Genomic DNA, 24,360 nt, shown 5'->3' with positions numbered 1-24,360 from the left:
TTTTTTCATTTCTGCTATGAAAATATGCTTTTTGGTGATGCTAATGATGAGGTGAAAAAAAGGGGAGATAATTCCTATGAACCATTGACATGACGCAAGGGTTTAAGATAAGATATCTTATTGAACGGATACTCTTATCCCGAGTTGGTGGAGGGACAGGCCCGATGAAGCCCAGCAACCGGTTTCTTATGAAAAAGGCATGAACATGCTGAGAAACCAAGGTGCTAACCTGATGCAAGGTACAAGAACACCTTGAGCGATAAGAGTGAAAGGCATGCGATCTCAGACCCTTTCCTCGCAATGAAGGAAATGGTTTTTTTATTTTTGGGATATCATATGAACAAATTGCCAATAACATCTCTAATATAAACATGTTGAAATATAAGAGGGAACGAGTTCCGTATCATATTGGAGGCCTCATCTTGGGATGATGTGGTCTTGTACAGGAGGAAATAGCCATTATGAGTCAAAATCGTCGTTTATTTACTTCAGAATCAGTGACCGAAGGACATCCAGATAAAATCTGTGATCAAATTTCAGACAGCATTTTGGATGAAATTTTAAAGAAAGATCCAAATGCACGTGTTGCCTGTGAAACTTCTGTAACAACCGGTCTCGTATTAGTAAGCGGTGAGATTACAACGTCTACTTATGTCGACATTCCAAAGACGGTGCGTGACACGATTAAGGAAATTGGCTACACACGTGCGAAATATGGTTTTGATGCGGAAACATGTGCGGTTCTTACATCAATTGATGAACAGTCTGCTGATATTGCGCAAGGTGTAGACAAAGCGCTTGAAGCACGTGAAGGAACAATGACTGAAGAAGAAATTGATGCGATCGGTGCAGGTGACCAAGGTCTTATGTTTGGTTTTGCAAACAACGAAACTGAAGAGCTTATGCCACTGCCGATTTCTCTTGCACATAAATTATCTCGCCGTTTAACAGAAGTACGCAAGAATGAAACACTTGCATACCTTCGTCCAGACGGAAAAACTCAAGTAACAGTTGAATATGATGAACAAAACAAACCAGTTCGTATTGATACGGTGGTTATTTCTACACAACATGCACCAGAAGTGACGCTTGAACAAATTCAAAGCGACTTAAAAGAGCATGTCATCCGCCCTGTCGTTCCAAGTGAACTGATCGATGAAGAAACAAAATACTTCATCAACCCAACAGGCCGCTTTGTCATCGGTGGACCTCAAGGGGATGCTGGTTTAACTGGACGTAAAATCATCGTTGACACTTATGGCGGGTATGCTCGTCACGGTGGCGGTGCTTTCTCTGGTAAGGATGCAACGAAGGTTGACCGTTCTGCAGCATATGCGGCTCGCTATGTAGCGAAAAACATCGTAGCAGCTGGTCTTGCAGATTCATGTGAAGTACAGCTTGCTTATGCAATTGGTGTTGCACAGCCTGTCTCCATTTCAATTGATACATTTGGAACAGGAAAAGCCTCTGAAGAGAAATTAATTGAAGTGGTACGTGCAAACTTTGATCTTCGTCCAGCCGGCATTATTAAAATGCTTGACTTACGTCGTCCGATCTATAAACAAACCGCTGCATACGGACACTTTGGCCGTCATGACTTGGATCTTCCATGGGAAAAAACGGATAAAGCCGACACGCTTCGCAAGGAAGCATTAGGACAATAACAACATACAAAACCGCTTATTTTAAGCGGTTTTCCTTTTGATTAAAAAAAATTCTACAAAAAGCGTAAAAATGTGAAACAAAATTGGACAAAATACTGTCTAATTATAGGTCTACTTTTAAGAAATAACATAACGTGGAGGCAATAATATGTGTGGGTTTGTTGGTGTATTTAATCACCGTCCATTGTCCGAAACTACTGAGCAGGAAGAGTTAATTAAGCAAATGAATCGTCTCATCGTTCATCGAGGTCCGGATGATGAGGGGTACTTTCATGATGAGCATGTAGGATTTGGATTTAGACGTTTAAGTATTATAGATGTTGAACACGGAAAGCAGCCGCTTTCTTATGAAGATGAAAAATATTGGATTATTTTTAACGGAGAAATTTATAACTATGTGGAGCTGAAAGAAGAGCTTGTGAAAAAAGGCTATACGTTCAGCACAGATTCTGATACGGAAGTCCTTCTTGCCACATATCGCCACTATAAAGAAGAAGCGGCATCGAAGCTTCGCGGCATGTTTGCCTTTTTAATTTGGGATAAAGAAGCGCAGTTATTATATGGCGCAAGAGATCCTTTCGGGATTAAACCGCTCTATTTTACACAAATGGATGACCAAGTGTACTTTGCTTCTGAACGCAAAAGCTTAATGGCTGTGAATGAGAACATCTTATTTGATGAGACTGCTTTGCAGCAGTACATGTCTTTTCAGTTCGTTCCTGAGCCAAATACACTTGATCAAAAAGTGCACAAAGTTGAGCCAGGTCATCAGTTTACACTGCGTCCAGGCCAAGACATTGCATTTAAGACTTACTGGAAAGTTCAATTCAAACCTGAGCAAACACAAGAGCAGAAATTAATAGAAGAAGTACGTGATGCTATCTATGATTCTGTAAAAGTCCACATGAGAAGTGATGTGCCTGTTGGTTCATTCTTATCAGGCGGGATCGATTCTTCTTTCATCGTGTCGGTCGCAAAGGAATTTCACCCTGAACTGAAGACATTCTCTGTTGGTTTCCAGCAGGATGGATTCAGTGAAGTGGATGTAGCAAAAGAAACAGCTGATAAGCTGGGATTGCAAAACTTTAGTGCTGTGATTTCTCCTGAGGAATATATGAATGAGCTTCCGAAGATCGTCTGGCATTTAGATGATCCTTTGGCTGATCCAGCGGCGATTCCATTGTATTTCGTGGCAAAAGAAGCGAAAAAACAAGTCACAGTTGTTCTTTCAGGTGAGGGAGCAGACGAGCTGTTCGGTGGATATAATATTTACCGTGAGCCGCTGTCTCTAAAGCCTTTTGAATCTGTACCATCCATGCTGAAAAAGCTTCTTCTTCGTCTGGCTCGTTTAATGCCAGAAGGAATGAAAGGGAAGAGCTTTATCGTTCGCGGCTGTACGCCATTAGAGGAACGTTATATCGGCAATGCAAAAATCTTTGAAGAGCCAGTGAAGAAAAACCTCTTAAAGCAGTATGATCCGAACATCACGTATCGTGACGTGACGAAAACATACTTCGAGGAAAGCGCAGGCTACAGTGATATTAACAAAATGCAATATGTTGATATCCATACGTGGATGCGCGGGGATATCCTGCTTAAAGCAGATAAGATGACAATGGCGAATTCTCTTGAGCTTCGTGTTCCATTCCTTGATAAGGTCGTATTTGAAGCAGCTTCTAAAATTCCAGAAGAGCTGAAAACGAAAGACGGCACAACGAAATATTTATTGCGTAAAGCAGCAGAAGGCATTGTGCCGGACCATGTGTTAAACCGTAAAAAACTAGGTTTCCCTGTTCCAATTCGTCATTGGCTGAAAAATGAGATGAACGCTTGGGCGAAAGATATCATTAAAAACAGTCAAACAGATGAATACATTAACAAGGCATATGTTCTTGATTTATTAAATGATCATTGTGCTGGAAAAGCAGATCATAGCCGTAAGATTTGGACTGTCCTGATCTTTATGATCTGGCATAGCATCTATGTAGAGCGCAGCATTGATCCAGAGCAGTTGAATCACCAGCCGAAAGAAGTTATTTTTAGCTAATGAAAAAGGTTTTCAGCACAAAGCTGAAAACCTTTTTTGTCATGATAGAAAGTGGTGGAAAAGGGTAAAATAACAAGCGGTACACAGTTATTGCTTAATATCCTGAAAAAAACATGATAAAGTGAAGATACATGTATGATGTTAACGCGATAAAAGGGAACGATAGTATTGTCCTTTTTCTACATATTCTCTGCGGATACGATCCATGTCTTGGATATCTTCATCTGTTAACTGGCGAACGACTTTGGCTGGACGGCCAAAAGCGAGTGAACCTTTTGGGATGACTTTTCCTTGCGGGACAAGGCTGCCTGCACCAATAAAGGCTCCTTCGCCAATTTCCGCACCATCGAGAATGATGGATCCCATGCCAATGAGGGCATTTTTTCGAATGATAGAGCTATGTAATGTGACTTGGTGTCCAATGGTAGCACCATCTTCAATAAGAAGTGTTTTTCCAGGACTTTGATGCAGACAGGATAAGTCTTGAATGTTGACGTTTTTTCCAATTCTTACAGGAGCTACATCGCCTCTAATGACCGTTTGGAACCAAACGCTTGAATATTCTCCAATTGTGACATCACCTGTAATGGTGGCGTTTTCTGCAACAAAGACCGATTCATGAATCTCAGGTGTAAACTGATGATATGGATAAATCACTTTTTCGACTTCCTTTCTTAATACAACATTTGTGAGGTGTTTACTTTGTGGACTTGGCATGCTGAAAGACCGGTTGGTACAATTGTCATTGTACATGGTGCTAGTGAATATCATGGCCGATATAAATGGCTGATCGAAATGTGGCGAAATGCAGGCTATCACGTCGTCATGGGTGACCTGCCTGGGCAAGGGACATCGACACGTGCGAGAGGCCACATTCGTTCTTTTCAAGAATACATTGATACAGTCGATGAATGGATTGAACATGCGAAGTCGTTCAGACTTCCGACATTTTTACTTGGACATAGTATGGGGGGACTGATTTCGATTGAATGGTTCAAGCAGTATACCCATACGAAGATTGATGGCCTTATTTTATCATCACCTTGTTTAGGTCTGCAATTTAAACCGAAGAAGCTGATGGATTTTGCGTCAAAAGGGCTAAATGTGCTGGCACCGTCTTTTAAAGTCGAATCTGGGCTGTCGATCGAACTTGCCACACGGAATCAAGATGTGATTGAGGCAGATTCGAATGATTCGCTTTATGTGACGAAGGTGTCGGTTCGCTGGTATCGAGAACTGGTCAAAAATATCGATGCGGCGATGCAGCCTACGAATGTTTTTCGGTCGATTCCACTCCTGCTCATGCAGGCAGGTGATGACAAGATTGTAGATAAAACAAGAGTGATGAAATGGTTCAATGGCATTGAATCAACCAATAAATCATACCGTGAATGGGAAGGGCTTTATCATGAAATTTTTAATGAGCCCGAGCGAGAAGATGTGTTTAAGGCGGCAAGAGCCTTTACTGATCAATATATTTGATTGTGAGCTTAAGTTGGGGGTGGATTGATTTGTCAGTACCAGAACGTCCTTTTGCACTGATGACGAAGGTGTATAAAGATATTTTTCCGCTAGTTCATCAGGAGCTAAAAAAGTGGCGGGCTCATGCAGAAATGATTGAAAATGAAGAACTGAGAACGCAGGCACTAGCGAGCATATCCAGTAAAACCTTTCACTGTGAAGGCGGGGGAATTTTATCTCTTCTTGCAGGTGAAGCGAAGGAAACGTGTATTGAATTCATTGTGGCGTACCAAACGATTAGCGATTACTTAGATAACTTGTGTGACCGCAGTACATCACTTGATCCAAAGGATTTTCATATGCTGCATCAAGCGATGAGAGATGCACTCGATATTCATGCGGAGCTTAAGCCGTACTATCAATTCCGTGATGATCAAGAGGATCATGGATATCTGCATGCGCTTGTTAGGACATGCCAAAATGTGTTATCACGTCTAGCGCATTATCCGATCATTCAGCCCTATTTACATACGCTGTGTGATTATTATAGTGATTTACAAGTACATAAGCATGTGGTTCCTCATGAGCGTGAACCTCGATTAGAGTCATGGTTCCGCCAGTATGAAAAGGATTTACCGAAGATGGAGTGGTATGAGTTTTCCGCATGTGCAGGATCAACGCTGGGCATTTTCTGTCTTGTGGCTTATGCACTGCAGCCTGATTTTACAGAGAAGCAGGCGAAGCAAATTTACGAAAGTTATTTCCCTTATATCCAAGGTCTGCACATCTTACTGGACTATTTAATCGACCAAGAAGAGGACAGGCTGGAAGGCGATTTGAATTTTTGCTCGTACTACAACTCTCATCATGAGATGATGGATAGACTACAGCATTTTATTGAAAAAGCGGATGAACAGCTGAAAGGCATTCCACACGAGAACTTTCACAAACTAATCAATAGAGGGTTACTTGCGGTCTATTTGTCTGATGAAAAAGTGACAGCCCAAAAAGAGATGAACAAGCTGGCAAAGCGGTTGATCAAATCAAGCGGGAAAACATCGTTCTTTTTCTATATCAATGGCAGAGCCTATCGCACCTATCAGAAAATGCCTTGGATGAAATCTTCATAAAGGATAAAGTAAGCTCATCAGCTTGTAGAAAACAAAATGGTTTTCTACAAGCTTTTTTGTTTTGAACGGTTTTGCTTGGGCGATGTACCCTTTTTAAGGCGAACCATGATCAGACGTATCCTCTTTTTTCATTACAATCCTCTTATTTGCTGCCGATAATATTCTTAGTGTACGAAAAATAGGAGAAAAGTATGGATTGAATGAATCGTATCTACTCCTTATGACGTATATTTGTTGAAAAACTTAAAAAAGGGGAAGGTCGAATATGTCATTTTTTAAAAAGTTTGCAGCAAGTGTAGGAATCGGTGCAGCAAAAGTGGATACAATTTTGGAGAAAGATGCGTATGAACCGGGAGAAGAAGTAAAGGGAACAGTCCATGTGAAGGGCGGAAAAGTGCCTCAAGATATCCGCTATATTGATTTAAAGTTGAAAACATGGTACACCATTGTAAAAGATGATGAAGAGCAACGAAAACACACAACCATCCATTCTGTCCGAGTGACTGAATCATTCACGATTCAGCCTGGGGAAGCTCAGCAGTTTACATTCTCGTTTCACCTTCCTCTTGATACACCAATGACTGTAGGTAAAGTAGAGCTTGCTGTTGTGACAGACCTTGATATTCAAGGTGGTATTGATAAATTTGATCATGACCGCATTTTTGTAAACGCACACCCTTGGGTGAATCGTGTGCTTGAAGCTGTTGGAAACTTAGGCTTTCACCTTCATGAAGCAGACTGCGAAGAAGCACCTTATTTTAGGCGCCGCCTTCCCTTTGTTCAAGAATTTGAGTTCATACCGACTTCCGACTATTATCGTCAAATGCTTGATGAGTTAGAGGTGATTTTCTTCATTGATGAAGAGGGGTTAGATATCATTTTTGAAGTCGACCGTAGAGCAAGAGGGCTGCGTGGCTGGCTGGAAGAAATGTATAATGACGGAGAACAGCTTGTACGTGTCCGCTTTACTCAATCAGAGCTTGCAGATGTAGAAGAGCTGGAAGTAGTACTTGAAGAAATCATTGACCAATACGCTTATTAAATAAAAAAACTCAAATCCATTAAGAGGATTTGAGTTTTTTTTCGATGGCTACCACGAAGGGCGGATCGTTTTGAATATTCATGTATTGATAAGAGATCACCTGTACTTCTTCCTGATGGAGTGTTTTGCAATAATCAAGAAGGATGTCCTTCTCTTTTTTTCCTTCGGGATGACCGTGGTAAATCACAAGAACGATCAGACCTCCAGGCTTAAGCCAATCAATGAGCTGTTTGATCGCTTCAATGGTTGTATGGGCCTGAGTTGTGACGGTTTTATCGCCTCCTGGTAAGTACCCAAGATTGAACACTGCACCAGATATGTGACCATAAGCTTCGGCTGGCAGATGCTCAGCAAGTTGTTCATGTCCGTCATGGATAAGGTGAACGTAAGGGTAGTGCTCACCAAGTCTTTTGCTTGTTTGCTCGATGGCTTCCTTCTGTACATCGAATGCGAAAACTTGTCCATCCTTCCCGACAAGGTCAGCTAAATAGCGTGTATCATGGCCATTTCCCATCGTTGCATCAATGACAATATCGCCTTTTTGGCAAGCACGTTCTAACAGCTCTTTACTAAAAGGGAGCATCCGTTTTAAAATCATTTTGCCGCTTCTTCCAATCTGACGAAGCGTTTGCCTTGGTAGCTGTTACGTCTTTCAAGCTCAGCATTTATGGCATTGAGCACTTCCCATTTATTCACACTCCACATTGGACCTACCATTAATTCAATGGGACCATCGCCTGTAATACGATGAATAATCATTTCTGGCGGCAGGATCTCTAGCTGGTCACAGACAAGCTGAACATATTCCTCTTGGCTGAGAAATTCTAGTTTGCCTTTCTCATATTGCTTCACCATCGGTGTTCCTTTTAACAGGTGAAGCAGATGAATTTTAATTCCTTGTACATCTAAATCAGCGACAGCTTTTGCTGTTTCCATCATCATATCTCGGTTTTCAAGAGGAAGACCGTTGATGATATGTGAACAGACTCGAATGCCATGTTTTCGCAGTTTTTCTACACCTTCTACGTAGCATTCATAATCATGAGCACGGTTGATGAGCATCGCTGTCCGCTCATGTACAGTTTGTAGACCAAGTTCAACCCATAGATACGTCCGTTCGTTTAACTCAGCTAAATATTCCACCACGTCATCTGGCAGACAATCAGGTCTTGTGGCAATCGATAAACCAACCACTCCATCCAGATTCATAACGGTTTCGTATTTTTCTTTTAAAACAGGCAGCGGCGCATGTGTATTTGTGTAAGCTTGGAAATACGCCATGTATTTTCCATCTTTCCATTTTGTATGCATCCGGTCCTTGATTTCATTAAATTGAGTGATGAGATCATCCGCCCGGTTTCCTGCAAAATCACCAGATCCTGCTGCGCTGCAAAATGTGCAGCCTCCATGTGCGACAGTACCATCACGGTTTGGACAATCAAAGCCGCCGTCTAATGCGACTTTAAATACTTTATGACCAAAGTGCTCACGCAAATGATAATTCCATGTGTGATAACGTTTTTCGCTGTTTGAATATAAAAAAGGGTTATGCTGATCCAAGTCAGTAACCTCCTTGCATAATAATAGGCATCCTTAAAGTTTAACAAAAATCACGAAAGAGGACAATTGAATCTGTCCAACATTTTCTTTAGTGAAAAAGCTTTACGTGGGCAAAATAGGCGAGAACGATGATGAAATGGAGGAATGGCAAGATGGCAACAAGAAAATCAATCGATGAATTTGTCCAAAAAAGCACTGAGACTCTCGAATTTGCAAGCGAACAGTTTGATTTGAGCTCTCGCCAAGAACATTATAACGAAGAAGAATTTTCAAAAGCGCAGCTCATGCTAGAGGACGCAGTGAATGAATTAGAAAAGTTAAAAGATGTCGCCAATGATCAGCAAAGAGAACGTTTAGACAGAACGCGTGTACAAATTCAAAGTCTTCAAAATCAAATGATTTTGGGTATTTCATACGAGAACGAATGATGAACAGATCCTTCTTTTAAGGGTCTGTTTTATTTTTTGGCTGTTTTCGCAAAGATTGTTGTTTTTGGATATATATTTGTAATAGGTTTTTATTCTGTTAAAGTATGTTATATATAGAAATTGCAAATATCTTCAAGGGGGTAGAAGAAATGTGGGAGACTCTTCCTAATTGGTTTTGGGCATTATATTACTTGTTTTTCTTAACAACATTAGGAACCGCAATATTCAGTGTCGTGAAAAATAAACATAGGGGATTGTCCATTCTAACCATTGTATTTACTGTTACAATTCCGATGATTAGCCTGATAAATAGCATTGGTAGAGTAGAAGGAATGAATGAATTTGAACACTTATTTAGTCAATTGCGACAGGGTGCAGTTTGGTCTATCTTTACAGTTATAGGCTATATATTTTTATTAGTATGGTGGGTGCTAATCCTGTTCAAAAGCAAGGCCAAAAACAAAGTAATAGTATCTAATTAAAACATTGTAGAGACCTCAATATTCGGGGTCTTTTATTATGCACTTTGACACGCTAAAACAAGCATTTGCTCTACTCGTTTTTCAAATGCTACATTCTTTTCCTTATCAAGCCATCGGAACCAGCAGAGGTAGTTTTCCAAATATTGTGTTGCAACTCCTTAAAACGCTCCATCCACTTTTTAAGGCGATTATGAAAGTTATGAACGTGTTGAACACCCTAAACCAGAAGCAAACCTGGCTTCCGAAAGCTTTTAAGTAGCTTCGTAATTTTATCTGGTTCGTCTGCCTATTTTTTTCTAGAGTCCCTTGACTTTTCAATCAAGTGTCTATATTGTATTAAGTGTACTACATCAACTAATACACTATAGACACTTAAACGTGAAGAAAGGTGTTAACCATGAAAAAAGAAAAAAAACCAATCAATTTAAAGTGGATGGTGCTGGCTGTTGCGTTAGCATGTACATTTTTTTTCGTTCTCGTTTTCATTGGTTTTGAAGTTCAAAAAGATTTTATTCCAAATTCGGTCCCTTTAATGCAAGGACATGATCAAGCGATAGGACTGCAAAAGCATGAATGAGAAAAGAGGGAGCCATCATGATTCAAATAGATCCAAGAAGCGCTGCACCAATATATGAACAAATCATTGAGCAGTTAAAAATTTTGTGCTTAAAAGGCGTGATGAAACCAGGTGACAAACTGCCTTCTGTGAGAGAGCTTGCCACCATTATTATTGCGAATCCAAACACCGTCAGCAAAGCGTATAAAGAGCTTGAACGGGAAGGAATTATTGAAACATTAAGAGGCCGTGGAACGTATGTGACAGAAGGTGCACAGTTAAAGCTGAATGAAGGGAAGGTGTTAGAGATGAAGGAGCAATTAAGGCAACTCATTATTGAAGCTCATTATGCCGGTATTGATATTCATCAACTCAAAGAGTGGCTGGAGGAGATCGGCTCAAGTCTAAAAGGAGGAAAACAAGTTGATTGAGGTCAGAAATGTATCAAAGAAATTAAATGGACGCGAAGTACTCAGCAACGTTTCCTTCAAGATAGGCGAAGGAGAGATCTTTGGTCTGCTTGGCCGGAATGGCTCTGGTAAAACAACACTTCTTCGCTTGATTCAGCAAATCCTTCTTCCGGATGAAGGAGAGATTTATTTTAAAGATGTACTCGTAAAAGACCACCCGTTAGTGAAACAAAATATTGTGTATATGCCAGTCGTAAATCCCTACTTTGACCGGTACAATTATGGACAGCTTGTGAAGCTGTTAAAACAACTGTATCCAAAGTTTGACGTGACATATGCCAATGAGCTTGTGAACCGGTATGAGATTCCGGAAAAAGTGAAATACCGTGAATTGTCGACAGGTTTAAAGAAACAGCTGTCTCTCATTTTAAGTTTTGCCATCAAACCAGCAGTCATTTTGTTAGATGAGCCGACAGACGGGATTGATGCAGTCACAAGAAATGACGTTCTTCAGCTGATGATTGACGAGGTGGCAGAACGACAAACAACGATTTTAATTACATCTCACCGTTTAGAGGATATTGAGCGTATGTGTAACCGAATCGGGTTTTTGGAAGGAAATCAGCTCACAAGTGTTATGGATTTAGACGAATTAAAGAATGACTACGTTAAAATCCAGATGGCATTTGAAGAGGATATGAACTTAAGTATTAGAAAAAAAGGCGTTGCCATCTTAGATCAAGCGGGTGTGTTCTATACAGCACTTGTACTCAAAACAGATGAAGAAGCAAAAGAGTATTTGAAATCGCTTGAACCAAAAGTCTGGCATGAACTGCCTGTAAATTTAGAAGAAGTATTCATTGCGAAGTTTGGAGGGAAACGCAGATGGTAAAGCGGCAATTGTTATATAAGGAATGGAAGCAGTCTGAGCTGACATTCATTTTAGTGATGCTTGTTGCGATCTTTGCGACGCCATTATCCCTCTTAATGGAGTACTCAACCTTTCAAGATTGTTTGAATAACCGAGACTGTCTAATGGATACAACAACATTCACTTATATTTTTAAGACGGACGCATTTCTCTCACTTTCATGGGTCATGGGAATATTTTTTGCTGTGATTCAGCTAGGATTTGAAAGAAATAAAGGGCAGATGGACTTTACCGTATCCTTGCCGTTTAGTAGAAGTTCCATCTTTCACACAAAGTTTTTCTTAGGTGCTGGAATTATTGCAAGTGTTCATGCTGTTTCATACCTTCTCATTTATTTATTAAAATTAGGTCTTGGGCCAATAGAGACACCTGGATTTAACAGTCTTTATGTTTCTGCACTGTTGTCAGCCTTGATGATCTATAGTTTGTTTTTTGCAGCAGGTGCTTTAACAGGGAGTGCTATTTCTCAAGCAATCGTTGGATTTAGTACAGCTATTTTACCTTACTTAGTGATTGGTTTACCAATCCTTCATTTAACTTTTATCTTTAAAACAAGCGGGATGTGGCTGGATAAAATCTTTAATTTCTTGATCACGCCCATTTCCCCCATTACTTATATTACAGCTAACCGTTTTTATCAGGAATATCCGCTTTGGTTCAATGGTGAAGAATACATCGTTCCAATTGTCATGATGTTGCTATTTTACCTTATTGGCTTGTTTAGCTTTATTAAACATCCAATTGAACGAAATGGCCGATTCTTCCTTTATTCAATAATGGATCGCCCAATTCAAATTATGGTGATCGTGTTTGGCGTCTTAGGGTTTGGCTGGGTTGGTTTCTCCTCAGATTCCTTAATTGGATATTTTGTTGGCATGTTCATCGGTGGAGCTGTAGGTGCACTGACGAGTTATTTCTTAATCTATCGAAAAAGATAAACAGAGAGCAGGGGAGTAGAGATGATTCAAATTCAATCGTTAGATCATGTGTTTAAAATTGGGAAAAAGGGCAGGGAGAACGAAATTCCTGTGCTCAAAGACATTGACTTGTCTATTAATAGAGGCGATATTGCATGTATCGTCGGACGAAGCGGTTCGGGGAAATCGACTTTACTGAATCTAATATCGGGATATATTACGCCAACAAGCGGACAAATTATCGTTGATGGCACCAATGTGACCGGCTTTAATGAAAAAGAATGGGCAGACTTTCGGTTAGATCATTTTGGCTTTATCTTTCAAAGCTTTCAATTGATCGGGAGTTTAACAACATATGAGAACGTTGAACTTCCGCTCACTTTAAAAGGTGTGAAGCCGTCTGAGCGAAAAGTGAAAGTAAAGGAAATGCTGAAACGAGTTGGTCTTGAACATCACGCAGGACATTATCCTAATGAACTATCAGGTGGACAGCAGCAGCGTGTGAGTATTGCAAGAGCCTTGATCCTTAATCCGTCTATTATTTTAGCGGATGAACCAACAGGCAGTCTGGATTCAGAAACTGAAGGAGAAATTCTAGCCTTTATCCAGCAGCTTAATCGTGAAAAAGGAATTACATTTGTCATCATTACACATGACGATGAAGTCGCTTCAATCGCAGACACAACGTTCCAGCTTCATGATGGTGTATTAAAGAAAGGGGATCAGTCCATTGAAATTTAGAGATCAGGTCAAATTCATCAGAAGAAATATGAAGAAAAATAGATTGCGTGTGTTTATGACCATACTTGCAACGACAATGGCATGCTCTTTCTTAATCGTTCTAGCGTCAGTTGGTTTTGGTCTGCAAAAATCGGCTCAAGATGAAATCATGAAACAACAAATTATCACAGAAATTAAAGTGTTAGGCAAAGAAAAAGGTGACGTCAAGGTTGACGATTTAAAGAAATATGATCATGCGAAATCTGTCGTTGCAAGAACGGCAATCATTCCATCGGTTCACGTCGAGCTCGATAATCGCTCAAGTGATACGCAGGCTGTACTGACAGATATGAAAGAAGAAAAAGAGGCAGGCCTTGAACTAGACCGTGGAAAAGTCCCAACATCGGCGAATGAAATTGTAGTTGGGTATCATATGGCAGAACAACTTTGGACGGAAAAAGAACGAAAAGACTATGAAAAAGAAATGAATCAGACATCAAATGGTGAAGATACACCGGAAGAGCCAAAAGGCTATACGAAGGAAATTTTAAACAAAGTCATTCAAATCAAGGTGCCAAAACTGAATGAAGAAAATGAAGTGGTGAAAGAAAAGACGTTCGATTTCCGTGTCGTCGGTGTATTGAAGAAACCGAATTTGGAGTGGCAGCAGGATCATAAAATTCTTATTCCGAATGCTTATGAAAAAGAATTTAGTCAAGTGCTCGATCTGTCTCCTGATGCAGGAAATGTCGAAAAAATGACGTCTGTCTATGCTGATAAGTTCGACAATGTCGGTGCGCTCACAGATAAGCTGACAGATGACGGCTATCAAGTCATCTCTGTGACGAATCAGCTTGAAGGAATGGATATGTTCTTTACAGTCTTTAAAATTGGACTCATCTTTGTTGGATGTATTGCGGTCATTATTTCGGCGATCGGCATTTTCAATACGATGACAATGGCTGTAACAGAGCGGACACAAGAGATTGGGATCATGAAAGCCATCGGTGCGAATCCTTCTATTATTAAGCGAATGTTCCTCATGGAAAGTGCTTATATTGGGGTGATTGGATCGATCATCGGGATCATCATCTCGTACATCGTTAGTTTTGCAGTGAATTTAATCATTCCAGCAATTTTGTCTTCCATGTCTGAAGGGGGATCAAGTGATCAATTCTCGATCACCTTCTCCTATATTCCGCTAAGCCTTGTGGTCACAGCAACAGTGATTAGTGCAGGAGTTGCCATTATTTCTGGACTCAACCCAGCACGTAAGGCGACAAAAACGAATGTATTAACAGCATTAAGAAGAGAAATTTAAAGAAGAACCTCCTGTACCTATAGTGGGCTGACAGGAGGTTTTTTTATCGTCAAAAGATGTCTATTGCTTTGGTGCCCGGTACCCTGCACGCTCAGCTTCTTCTACGGAGCAGAACATTTTGGTCACGTTTTTTGTCCGTGAGTAGTATCTGCTGCTCGGTGTGTGATAGATGCCGTTGACACTTCCTTTAATATTACAGGCGGCAGATTCTTTTTTTGTTTCTTTTTGTGACTCATGACCGCTAGTATTGGCCCCATCATCTTTAGGAGCAGATCGCTGGGCCGATGACGTGGTGTCTTTGTTTACTTTCTGGTGTTCTTTTTTGAGTGTTTCGTTTGTCGAGGTTAGCTTGTCTATTTTCTCTTCAAGCTCATGGATGGTTTTTTCTTGCTGTTTGACTGTCTTCTTTTCGGAGGTGATGGTTTCTAATTTCTTGGATAGCTTTTCTTTTTCTTTGGTCACGTCTTCTAAAGAGGCCGTCAGCGTTTCTTTGTCTTCCTTTAGACGAGAAAGGTCAGATGCTAATTGTTTTTGCTCTTTCAGCAGCTGTTCAGAAGATGGATCTGCTTGTGCTTTCGGAGCACCTGTGCCGGCAAACGGTAATGACATAATAGAAAAAACAAGACCAATGGTCAAAAAAGGATAGAAGAGTTTTTTTGAAAAGATTTGTTGATTTTGGTGTTTAAGTAATAAGAAATTGACGGCATATCCTATGGCGAAACAAATACATAAAAGACCTATGATGAGTAACATCATCATCTGGCAGCCCCCCTATATCGCTATTTATACCTATCATACCTCATTTTTCCATTTTGGGGAGCGGTTCAATTAAAAAAACCCTGTTTATACAGGGTTTTCAGCTAATGGCAATCCTTTGATTGCTTCTTTTACTGTTAAGTAAGTGATCGTATTCTGGAAGTCTGTATCTAAGTCTTTCATTTTCATCGCAAGCTGTGGTTTGATCCCAGTGATGATGAGTTCAGTTCCAGTTAAGTTCAGCAGGTGATGCAGTTTGAAAATTCGCGCTGCAACGGAATCATCGACATCGATTAAACCAGAAAGATCGACAATTAAATAATCATCCTTTGAATCTTCTAATATACAAGTTAACTTCGCGACGATGGCATCAAAGCGTTCTTCTGATAATTTTCCGATGAGTGGAAGAGCGGAAACACCATTTTTGATTGGGACAATTGGCGTCGACAGAGAGGTGACTTCCTGTAAGGAATCTTCTAGGAGTTGTTCATATTCTTTCTGCTTTGTAATGTCCTTTTGAAAGCCAATAAAAAATGTTTTGTCATCTTGTTCAATGTATAGAGGATCTATATTGAGTTCATTCCAAAAAAAAGTACCGTCTTTTTTATAATTTTTGAGCTGTGTGGTAATAGGTGTTTTGTTTTGAATTCCGTGACGTATTAAGGCAAGTTGCTCTTGATTTGTGTCTTTTCCTTGGAGGAATCGACAATTACGTCCAAGAATCTCATCTGGTTTATATCCAGTCATTTGTGTAAAGCCATGATTCACATAAACGATAGGGTTATCCTCTAAAGAAGGGTCTGTAATGACAACACCAATCCGCGCATGATCCAGCGCTTTTTTTATGAGTTCAAGCTGTTTTTGCAAGCCGAAGATGTTCGAGCTGACCATATTACCCTCCTTTGCTGCTGCTATCAGACATTTAAGATGGTTTTTTTAAAACCAAATGAATTCTTTTTAAACGTAACATAACATATGTTCTGTTTCAATGATTGCAATCGCTTTGTTAAATTTGTCATCATAGTTTGTCCTCCATTAGAATAGAGTAAGTAAGGAGACTTTTCATTAGAAAAAGAAGGGATCATTTGATGATAATTCATAAAATGACAAAAATAGTTAATATGGATTAGGTGAAAATGATTCCAATGCATCAAGATTGTTTTTGGGTCATTCACATATAATGGAAGAAACAAGCTTTTTTTCTTCGTTAGAGAGAATAGACCTTTTACATGGATTATGACGGAACAGCAGAATGGCATTACAGGGGGCTGGACAGCCTGAAGTCGCTTTACTATTCTAAGGGCTTTAGGAAGGTGATGAAAATGCTGCAACAAGTCATTATTGCTTGCGCCATTGGAGGGGTCATGGGCATTCTCGGTCACGTAAAGAAAAAAGGCAGGCTAGAGAAGCCCAGAATGACAAAGAAGTTTATTTATCTAGGGTTTATTGAAGATTGGCTCGTTGGGATGATTGCTGCTACACTGCTTGTCTTATCCTCAAATCCCGAATCTAGTCTGCACTTGATCATCTTATCCATTATTTCAGGTTACGGAGGAGAAGCAGTTCTGCGAAGCTTCGATTTTGTGAGAGAAGAACGTTCACAGGATGCAGGCTCCAACCGTCATAACCGATCTCCACACGAATAATATCCTCACTTTACCCTAGTCTAGGGTACATTCCCATTGTATACAAACCTGCTTGCACTTATGATCATAATTCTATAAAATACTACTTAGATGACGGTTACGATAAGAACAGTGAAGAGGAGTAGTAGGAAAGCAGTATTTGTCTTTAGAGAATTGACGGCTGGTGAAAGTCAATCAAATCTGCTTCTGAACTCGCCTCAGAGTTGCAGTTGCGTTAAAGCTTCTGTCGCATGTCTGCGTTAAAGATATTAAGTGAGCGTATGAACAGTTCATGACGCTAACAAGGGTGGTACCGCGGGAACCAAAAAATCTCTCGTCCCTTTCCAGGGATGAGGGTTTTTTGTTGATTTTAGAAAAATCTGAATTCTTGCAGTGGTCATCTGAGCAGATAAAGCCGTACATATTAAAGGAGGTTTTCACATTGAGTTTTCAGCATCGGGAAATTGAAAAGAAGTGGCAGGATTATTGGCTGACACATAAAACATTCGCCACATCTGACTCGGAAGATAAACCAAAGTTTTATGCGCTAGATATGTTTCCTTATCCATCAGGAGCAGGGCTTCATGTAGGGCATCCTGAAGGATACACAGCAACGGATATTTTATCACGTATGAAACGTATGCAAGGATACGATGTTCTTCATCCAATGGGATGGGACGCATTTGGTCTTCCAGCGGAACAATATGCGCTGGATACAGGAAATGATCCAGCTGCATTTACAGAAGAGAACATTAATAATTTCCGCCGTCAAATTCAATCATTAGGCTTCTCGTATGATTGGGATCGAGAAATTAACACGACAGATCCGAATTATTATAAATGGACACAGTGGATTTTCTTGAAATTGTACGAAAAAGGATTGGCGTATATTGATGAAGTACCTGTAAACTGGTGCCCAGCACTTGGTACAGTCCTTGCAAATGAAGAAGTCATTGATGGGAAAAGTGAGCGCGGAGGGCATCCTGTTGAAAGACGTCCAATGAAGCAATGGATGCTAAAAATTACAGCATATGCGGACAGGCTATTAGAAGATTTAGAAGACATTGATTGGCCTGAAAGCATCAAAGACATGCAGCGCAACTGGATTGGACGTTCTGAAGGTGCACATGTTCACTTCGAAGTAGAAGGACATGACGAACAGTTTACTGTGTTTACAACACGTCCTGATACACTATTTGGTGCAACATATGCCGTTCTTGCACCAGAGCATACACTAGTTGAAAAAATTACAACAGCTGCTCAAAAAGAAGCAGTTGAAGCATATATCAAAGAAATTCAATCTAAGAGTGACTTAGAGCGAACAGATCTTGCTAAAACGAAAACGGGCATTTTCACAGGTGCTTATGCCATCAATCCATTGAATGGGGAAAAGATGCCGATCTGGATTGCAGATTATGTGTTAGCCACATATGGCACTGGAGCGATTATGGCAGTTCCTGCTCATGATGAGCGTGATTATGAATTCGCCAAAACATTCGATCTTCCCATCAAAGAGGTTGTCGAAGGTGGAGACATTGACAAAGAAGCCTACACAGGTGATGGAAAGCACATCAACTCTGATTTCTTAAACGGCTTAGGGAAAGAAGAAGCAATTGAAAAAGCGATTGCATGGCTGGAAGAACATCAAAAAGGTGAAAAGAAAGTCACTTATCGTTTAAGAGACTGGCTGTTCAGCCGTCAGCGTTACTGGGGAGAGCCAATTCCAATTATTCATTGGGAGGACGGAACATCTTCAGCTGTTTCAGAGGAAGAGCTTCCACTGATTTTGCCTAAGACGACGGAGATTAAGCCAAGCGGAACAGGTGAATCACCTTTAGCCAATATTAAAGACTGGGTTGAGGTTGTAGATCCTGTAACAGGTAAGAAAGGCCGCCGTGAAACGAATACGATGCCACAATGGGCAGGTAGCTGCTGGTACTTCTTACGTTATATTGATCCACATAACACAGAAGAACTTGCATCGCCTGAAAAGCTGAAGAAATGGCTTCCGGTTGATGTGTATATTGGTGGAGCAGAACATGCTGTGCTTCATCTGCTATATGCACGATTCTGGCATAAATTCTTGTATGATATTGGTGTTGTTCCAACAAAAGAACCGTTCATGAAATTGTTCAACCAAGGAATGATTCTTGGTGAAAATAATGAAAAAATGAGTAAATCAAAAGGGAATGTTGTCAACCCAGATGATATCGTAGAATCTCATGGTGCAGATACATTAAGACTGTATGAAATGTTCATGGGGCCTTTAGATGCGTCAATTGCTTGGTCTGAAACAGGTCTTGATGGTGCTCGTCGTTTCCTAGATCGTGTATGGCGTCTGTTTACAAATGAAGATGGCTCCATCAGTGATAAAGTGACAGAGCAATCTGGCGGGCCATTAGAGCGAAGCTACCATGAAACCGTCATGAAGGTAACAGATCATTATGAAGGCTTACGTTTCAATACTGGGATTTCACAATTAATGGTGTTCATCAACGATGCATACAAGGCTGACACACTGCCGAAAGAATATGCAGAAGGCTTTGTGAAACTTCTTTCTCCAATTGCACCGCATGTAGCGGAAGAGCTTTGGAATAAACTTGGTCATGAAGGGTCTATTTCTTATGAAGCATGGCCGCAATATGATGAGTCAAAACTTGTCGATGATGAAGTGGAAATTGTCGTACAGTTAAATGGAAAAGTGAAAGCAAAATTAACGGTTCCTGCTGATGCAACAAAAGAGCAGCTAGAAGAGCTTGCGAAAAATGATGCACGGATAAAAGAACAGCTTGAAGGGAAAACAATCCGTAAAGTGATTGCGGTTCCTGGAAAACTTGTCAATATTGTCGCAAACTAATGAACGCACCCATCGGTATCCAGCCGATGGGTGTTGTTTATTTCCCGGGACATAATTTTGTCGAAAACAAGGTAATTCCTCCATCAATCTCGTATTTAACAAGTTGATCAAGAAAATGAGGAGTGACGTCAATGGAAAAGGAAAGCAAACGTGAACAACTGCTCAGTTTATTAGGGGAAATGCCGGAGCGCCATCGTGTAGAGGCGTATACGTTAAAGATTGAGGAACGTGAATCGTACTTAGTAGAAACACTCATTCTCTCTATTCATGGGGTGGAGGAAGTTCCGGCTTATTTTGTGAAGCCGAAAGATACAGTGAAAAAAAGGCCTGTTGTCTTGTTCCAGCATTCTCATGGTGGGAATTATATGGATGGGAAAGAAGAGTTATTGAAGGGGGCTCATTATTTGCAAGCGCCTTCATACGCAAAAGAATTCACTTCAAAAGGCTATAGTGTGTTGGCGATTGATCATGCGGGATTTGGTGAAAGAAGGGGCAGAACTGAAAGTGAAATTTTCAAAGAAATGCTGTTAACAGGAAAAGTGATGTGGGGCATGATGCTGTATGAGAGCATGTGTGCAATTGATTATTTGCTGTCCCGCTCTGATGTGCTTCCAGAGCGTTTAGCTGTTTTTGGGATGTCAATGGGCGGCCTTCTTTCATGGTGGACGGCAGCACTTGATGAGAGGGTCAGTGTGTGTGTGGATCTTTGCGCACAGGTTGATCATCACACATTGATTGAAACGAATCATTTAGATAGACACGGTTTTTACTATTATGTACCGAGCTTAGCTAAGCACTTTACAGCAGCTGACATCCAAGAAATGATTTTCCCAAGACCGCATTTAAGCTTAGTTGGAAAGCATGATCAGCTTACACCTGCTGAAGGTGTTGGACGAATTCAACAGACATTAAGTCAAGCCTATCAAGCTGCTTCCTTAAAGGAACGTTATCAGCTTATAGGTCTACATGCAGGTCATTTTGAAACGGCTGCTATGCGCCACGAGGCTACACGTTTTTTGAAAAAGTGGCTGTAATCAATAGACGGCATGGACATACTACTCCGATAGAAGATGAAGGAGGAAACAGATGAAAAAAATCACCATGATTGGCGGATGTGGTGTCATCGGACGTTTATTAACTAAAGAGCTCTCTTCGGAGTATGACCTGACCATCATTGATCAAACAAGATGTGTAGAAGAAGTCGTTTTTGCAAATGCGGCAATTGAAGAGGAGTTGTTTCAAGCCATTCCAAGAGATACAGATGTGATCATTCATCTTTTAAACATAGACATGACGCATGATGTGATGAATGAAAAGGAGTTTGCAAAAATGAATGATGTGTTTTGGAAAAGCACGTATGATATGTTTCGTTCAGCGGCCCGGTTAAGCATTCCAAAAGTCATTTTTGCAAGCAGTAATCATGTGACAGATCGATATGAAAAAGATGGTCACTCCTTACTAGGGCGAGAAATTACGACTGATGATGTACCAGCAACGAAAAATGTGTATGGCATTTTAAAATTTGCTTCCGAACAGCTTGGGCGTTTGTTTCACGATCAAACAGGTATGTCTGTCATCAATTTGAGAATTGGAACCGTCGTGACAGATGAGATGGAAGGATTGCACACCAAAAAAAGAACGAAACGAACGCTTCTTTCACATGAAGACCTTTTCGGCATGATCAAGGCTGCCATCGAAACGGACGTTCCATTCGGGACTTATTATGCCGTATCAGAAAACGAAGGAAAACCTTGGTCTACTGAGAAAACGAAGCAGGAGTTAGGCTACAGGCCAGAAGTCAATACGGCAGAAATTCTGAAAGAAAACGATCAGGCATAGGGCATAATCATGACATTAGCTCATGATCTTTTTCTTTTCATTGATGAGGCTAAAAGCACGAATGGCATGATCATCTCTGTGGTCTGTCATGATGATTATAGACGCTTTCTTCCCCCGTTTGTTACATTTTAATCACGATATCGTCAAAGGCTGCAGCTTATGTTCAGACGAAATGATAACGCTTACAAAGAAAGGGCGTGATGAACATAGATCGTTCTATTAAAGGCCGATTGTTCAATGTATTTAATTACTCTTTTCTACTCATGTTCGCATTAATATGTGTGCTCCCGTTCATCCATGTCATTGCCGCCTCTTTTGCGACAGTAGAAGAGGTCATCTCAAAGAAGTTTATTTTGTTTCCAACGACGTTTTCTCTAGAGGCCTATCGCTATATCTTTTCTACAGATATTGTGTATCGCAGCCTGATTGTATCCATTCTTGTGACACTCGTTGGAACAGCGGTCAGCATGTTTTTATCCTCACTCATGGCGTATGGGCTGTCTCGTCAAGAGCTAAAGGGCCGAAGAACCCTCATGTTTCTCGTTGTCTTCACGATGCTGTTTAGCGGAGGGATGATTCCGACGTTTATTGTCGTGAAAACACTAGGGCTGCTTGATACTTACTGGTCACTCATTCTGCCAGTGGCCATCAATGCATTCAATTTGATCATTTTGAAAAACTTCTTTCAAAACATTCCGGCAAGCCTTGAAGAATCAGCGAAGATGGACGGCTGTAACGACTTAGGGATCTTCTTTAAAATTGTACTGCCACTTTCTTTGCCAGCTATTGCGACGATTTCACTTTTTTATGCCGTGACGTATTGGAATACGTACATGACAGCCATTTTATATTTAAACGATTCAGTGAAATGGCCGATTCAGGTCCTGTTAAGACAAATCGTCATTGTATCAAGCGGTATGCAGGGAGATATGTCAGATATGGGCTCATCAACACCGCCGCCAGACCAAACCATTAAAATGGCGGTCATCGTCGTGGCGACCATTCCCGTTCTGCTTGTCTATCCATTTATTCAAAAGCATTTCAACAAAGGGGCATTACTAGGTTCTGTAAAGGGTTAAAAAGATGGAATAACGGAGGGATCTTATGGGGAGAAAGAAATTATGGCTGATTGCCTTTGTTTTGTTATTTGCCGCAAGCGGTATTCTGTCAGCTTGTTCAAGTAAAGGAGCAAGCTCATCAGATGAAAAGGTTGATTTAGACAAAAAGGTGAAACTGACATGGATGGCGATTTTGTATCATCAGCAGCCGCCAAAAGATTCAGTGTTAGAAGAGATTGAGAAGCTCACAAATACAGAGCTTGATATTACGTGGGTGCCTGATGCGGTGAAAGAAGACCGTTTAAATTCAGCACTTGCCGCAGGGAACCTCCCACAAATTGTGACGATTCAAGACATTAAGAATTCATCTGCTATCAATGCGTTTAGATCAGGCATGTTCTGGGAAATCGGTCCATACTTAAAGGATTATCCAAATTTAAGTAAGATGAACGAACTGATTAATAAAAATGCCTCTATCGATGGGAAGCTTTATGGCATTTATAGAGAGAGACCACTTTCAAGACAAGGGATTGTCATTCGAAAGGATTGGCTTGAAAATTTAAATTTGGATACACCAAAAACGCTGGATGACCTTTATGAAGTAGCCAAGGCATTTACTGAAAAAGATCCGAACAAAAATGGCAAGGACGATACAATTGGTTTTACAGACCGTAACGATTTGATTTACGGTGCATTTAAAACGCTTGGTTCTTATGAAGGAATGCCAACAGATTGGAAAGAAGAAAACGGCAAATTTACGCCAGACTTTATGACGGATGAGTATATGAATACAATGAAATATATGAAAAAGCTGCGTGACAACGGCTATATAAACAAAGACTTCCCAGTCACAAGCAAAACGCAACAGCAAGAATTGTTCTCACAAGGAAAAGCGGGTATCTATGTTGGAAATATGGTAGATGCAGTGAACTTAAGAGATGATGCAACAGATAAAAACATGGAAGTGGATATTATCAACCGAATCAAAGGCCCAGATGGCAAAGAACGTGTATGGGCATCAGGCGGCCATAATGGCATCTTCGCCTTCCCGAAAACAAGCGTCAAATCAGAAGCAGAGTTAAAGAGAATTTTGGCTTTCTTTGACCGAATTGCAGAAGAAGACGTGTATGGTCTCATGACATACGGGATTGATGGAAAGCATTATAACAAACAAGATGGAAATACATTTGTGAGGGAAGAAAGCCAAGTGAAAAGCTGGCAGACAGATGTACAGCCGCTTGTCAGCCTCGTAGGGATTGATAAACGTTACTTGAAAAATAAAGGCGATGCAGTTCGTACAAAATATGAAGAGCTGGAAGAAGACAATAAAAACATCATTGTCGCTAACCCTGCTGAAAGCCTGTATTCAGAAACAGCATCAGAGCGAGGAAATGAATTGAAGAAAATCATCGATGATGCGACCTATAAGTTCATTCTTGGTGATATCAACGAAGAACAATTTAAGAAAGATGTAGAGAAGTGGAAATCAAATGGTGGAAATAAAATCATAGAAGAATATGAAGCTTCCTTTAAAAAATCAAAATGATGAACATGAA

At 40.5% G+C, this 24,360-nt stretch carries 24 protein-coding genes, 1 pseudogene, 1 riboswitch and 1 other annotated feature; of the genes and pseudogenes, 19 read left to right on the top strand and 6 right to left on the bottom strand.

Translation table 11 applies throughout. The features are described from left to right. The first annotated feature begins 131 nt into the window (after positions 1 to 131). Positions 132 to 266: riboswitch (SAM riboswitch) on the top strand. A 195-nt stretch (positions 267 to 461) separates the two neighbouring features. Continuing rightward, entirely contained in the window at positions 462 to 1,664 is a 1,203-nt protein-coding gene (gene metK / locus NST15_RS13895; RefSeq protein WP_007501907.1) for a methionine adenosyltransferase, read from the top strand. A 148-nt stretch (positions 1,665 to 1,812) separates the two neighbouring features. Further along, complete coding sequence (gene asnB / locus NST15_RS13890) at positions 1,813 to 3,711, top strand: asparagine synthase (glutamine-hydrolyzing) (protein ID WP_017367900.1); 1,899 nt, start codon at positions 1,813 to 1,815, stop codon at positions 3,709 to 3,711. A gap of 141 nt (positions 3,712 to 3,852) precedes the next feature. On the opposite strand, the gene NST15_RS13885 is transcribed toward asnB, so the two are convergent. Further along, positions 3,853 to 4,368, bottom strand: a complete 516-nt coding sequence (locus NST15_RS13885; protein ID WP_008342977.1) for a gamma carbonic anhydrase family protein — start codon at positions 4,366 to 4,368, stop codon at positions 3,853 to 3,855. Between the two features lie 45 nt (positions 4,369 to 4,413). Between NST15_RS13885 and NST15_RS13880 the strand changes: the two genes are divergently transcribed. The 3 genes from NST15_RS13880 (at position 4,414) to NST15_RS13870 (ending at position 7,344) form a co-directional block, all read left to right on the top strand. Further along, positions 4,414 to 5,193 (top strand): alpha/beta hydrolase, encoded by a 780-nt coding sequence (locus tag NST15_RS13880; protein ID WP_019743683.1) that lies wholly within the window; start codon positions 4,414 to 4,416, stop codon positions 5,191 to 5,193. 29 nt (positions 5,194 to 5,222) lie between these two features. Then, positions 5,223 to 6,302 (top strand): tetraprenyl-beta-curcumene synthase family protein, encoded by a 1,080-nt coding sequence (locus NST15_RS13875; RefSeq protein ID WP_019743684.1) that lies wholly within the window; start codon positions 5,223 to 5,225, stop codon positions 6,300 to 6,302. Between the two features lie 265 nt (positions 6,303 to 6,567). After that, positions 6,568 to 7,344, top strand: coding sequence for a sporulation protein (locus NST15_RS13870; protein WP_342498600.1), 777 nt, complete (start codon positions 6,568 to 6,570; stop codon positions 7,342 to 7,344). 19 nt (positions 7,345 to 7,363) lie between these two features. Here the strand turns inward: NST15_RS13870 and NST15_RS13865 are convergent, their stop codons facing one another. Beyond that, positions 7,364 to 7,942, bottom strand: coding sequence for a class I SAM-dependent methyltransferase (locus tag NST15_RS13865; RefSeq protein WP_202734271.1), 579 nt, complete (start codon positions 7,940 to 7,942; stop codon positions 7,364 to 7,366). Continuing rightward, complete coding sequence (locus NST15_RS13860) at positions 7,939 to 8,904, bottom strand: TIGR01212 family radical SAM protein (RefSeq protein ID WP_017358356.1); 966 nt, start codon at positions 8,902 to 8,904, stop codon at positions 7,939 to 7,941. Before NST15_RS13860 ends, NST15_RS13865 begins: the two co-directional genes overlap by 4 nt. A 152-nt stretch (positions 8,905 to 9,056) precedes the next feature. Between NST15_RS13860 and NST15_RS13855 the strand changes: the two genes are divergently transcribed. Together NST15_RS13855 and NST15_RS13850 are read left to right on the top strand one after the other, a co-directional pair. After that, a complete protein-coding gene (locus tag NST15_RS13855) occupies positions 9,057 to 9,332 on the top strand; it encodes a YtzC family protein (RefSeq protein ID WP_019743687.1) in 276 nt (91 codons plus the stop codon). A 149-nt stretch (positions 9,333 to 9,481) separates the two neighbouring features. Next, the gene (locus NST15_RS13850; protein WP_019743688.1) at positions 9,482 to 9,814 is read left to right on the top strand and encodes a hypothetical protein; all 333 of its coding nucleotides are present in this window, start codon (positions 9,482 to 9,484) and stop codon (positions 9,812 to 9,814) included. Between the two features lie 35 nt (positions 9,815 to 9,849). On the opposite strand, the pseudogene NST15_RS13845 reads toward NST15_RS13850, so the two are convergent. After that, positions 9,850 to 10,028, bottom strand: a pseudogene (locus NST15_RS13845) (IS1595 family transposase); the annotation flags it as partial. A 183-nt stretch (positions 10,029 to 10,211) separates the two neighbouring features. Between NST15_RS13845 and NST15_RS13840 the strand changes: the two are divergent. From NST15_RS13840 to NST15_RS13815, 6 genes are read left to right on the top strand one after another with little or no spacing between them, the layout of a single operon-like run. Beyond that, a complete protein-coding gene (locus NST15_RS13840) occupies positions 10,212 to 10,391 on the top strand; it encodes a hypothetical protein (RefSeq protein WP_008342991.1) in 180 nt (59 codons plus the stop codon). 17 nt (positions 10,392 to 10,408) lie between these two features. Then, a complete protein-coding gene (locus NST15_RS13835) occupies positions 10,409 to 10,801 on the top strand; it encodes a GntR family transcriptional regulator (protein ID WP_019743690.1) in 393 nt (130 codons plus the stop codon). Continuing rightward, the gene (locus NST15_RS13830; protein WP_007501894.1) at positions 10,794 to 11,672 is read left to right on the top strand and encodes an ABC transporter ATP-binding protein; all 879 of its coding nucleotides are present in this window, start codon (positions 10,794 to 10,796) and stop codon (positions 11,670 to 11,672) included. The genes NST15_RS13835 and NST15_RS13830 overlap by 8 nt, the downstream gene beginning before the upstream one ends. Beyond that, positions 11,666 to 12,649 carry an ABC transporter ATP-binding protein gene (locus NST15_RS13825; RefSeq protein ID WP_342498599.1) on the top strand — a complete coding sequence of 328 codons (984 nt, stop codon included), beginning with the start codon at positions 11,666 to 11,668 and terminating at the stop codon, positions 12,647 to 12,649. Before NST15_RS13830 ends, NST15_RS13825 begins: the two co-directional genes overlap by 7 nt. Before the next feature lie 21 nt (positions 12,650 to 12,670). Continuing rightward, entirely contained in the window at positions 12,671 to 13,369 is a 699-nt protein-coding gene (locus NST15_RS13820; RefSeq protein WP_019743693.1) for an ABC transporter ATP-binding protein, read from the top strand. Then, complete coding sequence (locus NST15_RS13815) at positions 13,359 to 14,669, top strand: ABC transporter permease (RefSeq protein WP_019743694.1); 1,311 nt, start codon at positions 13,359 to 13,361, stop codon at positions 14,667 to 14,669. Before NST15_RS13820 ends, NST15_RS13815 begins: the two co-directional genes overlap by 11 nt. A gap of 60 nt (positions 14,670 to 14,729) precedes the next feature. Here the strand turns inward: NST15_RS13815 and NST15_RS13810 are convergent, their stop codons facing one another. Together NST15_RS13810 and NST15_RS13805 are read right to left on the bottom strand one after the other, a co-directional pair. After that, the gene (locus NST15_RS13810; RefSeq protein WP_035702104.1) at positions 14,730 to 15,428 is read right to left on the bottom strand and encodes a hypothetical protein; all 699 of its coding nucleotides are present in this window, start codon (positions 15,426 to 15,428) and stop codon (positions 14,730 to 14,732) included. Between the two features lie 84 nt (positions 15,429 to 15,512). Continuing rightward, entirely contained in the window at positions 15,513 to 16,316 is an 804-nt protein-coding gene (locus NST15_RS13805; protein ID WP_007501884.1) for an STAS domain-containing protein, read from the bottom strand. Between the two features lie 425 nt (positions 16,317 to 16,741). Here NST15_RS13805 and NST15_RS13800 point away from each other — a divergent pair, with 425 nt between their 5' ends. The 6 genes from NST15_RS13800 to NST15_RS13775 all read left to right on the top strand — a co-directional run bounded on the left by NST15_RS13800 (position 16,742) and on the right by NST15_RS13775 (position 24,350). Next, on the top strand, positions 16,742 to 17,071 hold the full coding sequence (locus NST15_RS13800) for a DUF4257 domain-containing protein (RefSeq protein ID WP_008343006.1): 330 nt from the start codon (positions 16,742 to 16,744) through the stop codon (positions 17,069 to 17,071). Positions 17,072 to 17,173: 102 nt separating this feature from the next. Further along, positions 17,174 to 17,395, top strand: a binding site (T-box leader). 97 nt (positions 17,396 to 17,492) lie between these two features. Continuing rightward, positions 17,493 to 19,907 carry a leucine--tRNA ligase gene (gene leuS, locus NST15_RS13795; RefSeq protein ID WP_048001444.1) on the top strand — a complete coding sequence of 805 codons (2,415 nt, stop codon included), beginning with the start codon at positions 17,493 to 17,495 and terminating at the stop codon, positions 19,905 to 19,907. 131 nt (positions 19,908 to 20,038) lie between these two features. Continuing rightward, positions 20,039 to 20,941, top strand: a complete 903-nt coding sequence (locus tag NST15_RS13790; RefSeq protein ID WP_048001443.1) for an alpha/beta fold hydrolase — start codon at positions 20,039 to 20,041, stop codon at positions 20,939 to 20,941. A gap of 52 nt (positions 20,942 to 20,993) precedes the next feature. Next, on the top strand, positions 20,994 to 21,746 hold the full coding sequence (locus NST15_RS13785; protein ID WP_342498598.1) for an NAD(P)-dependent oxidoreductase: 753 nt from the start codon (positions 20,994 to 20,996) through the stop codon (positions 21,744 to 21,746). Positions 21,747 to 21,964: 218 nt separating this feature from the next. Then, a complete protein-coding gene (locus tag NST15_RS13780) occupies positions 21,965 to 22,825 on the top strand; it encodes a carbohydrate ABC transporter permease (RefSeq protein WP_098680761.1) in 861 nt (286 codons plus the stop codon). A 25-nt stretch (positions 22,826 to 22,850) separates the two neighbouring features. Beyond that, complete coding sequence (locus tag NST15_RS13775; protein ID WP_008343015.1) at positions 22,851 to 24,350, top strand: extracellular solute-binding protein; 1,500 nt, start codon at positions 22,851 to 22,853, stop codon at positions 24,348 to 24,350. Positions 24,351 to 24,360 lie beyond the last annotated feature (10 nt).

It is taken from the genome of Bacillus sp. FSL R5-0820 (assembly GCF_038593385.1).
Taxonomy (GTDB): Bacteria; Bacillota; Bacilli; order Bacillales; family Bacillaceae; genus Bacillus; species Bacillus altitudinis.
The sequence above is the reverse complement of the archived record's forward strand: the minus strand, read 5'-3'. Positions and strand labels throughout refer to the sequence as shown.

Bases quoted from the DNA above. Each gene is read 5' to 3' on its own strand.
- metK (WP_007501907.1), top strand. From the start codon at position 462: ATGAGTCAAAATCGTCGTTTATTTACTTCAGAATCAGTGACCGAAGGA.
- asnB (WP_017367900.1), top strand. From the start codon at position 1,813: ATGTGTGGGTTTGTTGGTGTATTTAATCACCGTCCATTGTCCGAAACT.
- NST15_RS13870 (WP_342498600.1), top strand. From the start codon at position 6,568: ATGTCATTTTTTAAAAAGTTTGCAGCAAGTGTAGGAATCGGTGCAGCA.
- NST15_RS13865 (WP_202734271.1), bottom strand. From the start codon at position 7,942: ATGATTTTAAAACGGATGCTCCCTTTTAGTAAAGAGCTGTTAGAACGT.
- NST15_RS13855 (WP_019743687.1), top strand. From the start codon at position 9,057: ATGGCAACAAGAAAATCAATCGATGAATTTGTCCAAAAAAGCACTGAG.
- NST15_RS13850 (WP_019743688.1), top strand. From the start codon at position 9,482: ATGTGGGAGACTCTTCCTAATTGGTTTTGGGCATTATATTACTTGTTT.
- NST15_RS13840 (WP_008342991.1), top strand. From the start codon at position 10,212: ATGAAAAAAGAAAAAAAACCAATCAATTTAAAGTGGATGGTGCTGGCT.
- NST15_RS13835 (WP_019743690.1), top strand. From the start codon at position 10,409: ATGATTCAAATAGATCCAAGAAGCGCTGCACCAATATATGAACAAATC.
- NST15_RS13825 (WP_342498599.1), top strand. From the start codon at position 11,666: ATGGTAAAGCGGCAATTGTTATATAAGGAATGGAAGCAGTCTGAGCTG.
- NST15_RS13820 (WP_019743693.1), top strand. From the start codon at position 12,671: ATGATTCAAATTCAATCGTTAGATCATGTGTTTAAAATTGGGAAAAAG.
- NST15_RS13810 (WP_035702104.1), bottom strand. From the start codon at position 15,428: ATGATGATGTTACTCATCATAGGTCTTTTATGTATTTGTTTCGCCATA.
- NST15_RS13805 (WP_007501884.1), bottom strand. From the start codon at position 16,316: ATGGTCAGCTCGAACATCTTCGGCTTGCAAAAACAGCTTGAACTCATA.
- NST15_RS13800 (WP_008343006.1), top strand. From the start codon at position 16,742: ATGAAAATGCTGCAACAAGTCATTATTGCTTGCGCCATTGGAGGGGTC.
- NST15_RS13790 (WP_048001443.1), top strand. From the start codon at position 20,039: ATGGAAAAGGAAAGCAAACGTGAACAACTGCTCAGTTTATTAGGGGAA.
- NST15_RS13785 (WP_342498598.1), top strand. From the start codon at position 20,994: ATGAAAAAAATCACCATGATTGGCGGATGTGGTGTCATCGGACGTTTA.
- NST15_RS13775 (WP_008343015.1), top strand. From the start codon at position 22,851: ATGGGGAGAAAGAAATTATGGCTGATTGCCTTTGTTTTGTTATTTGCC.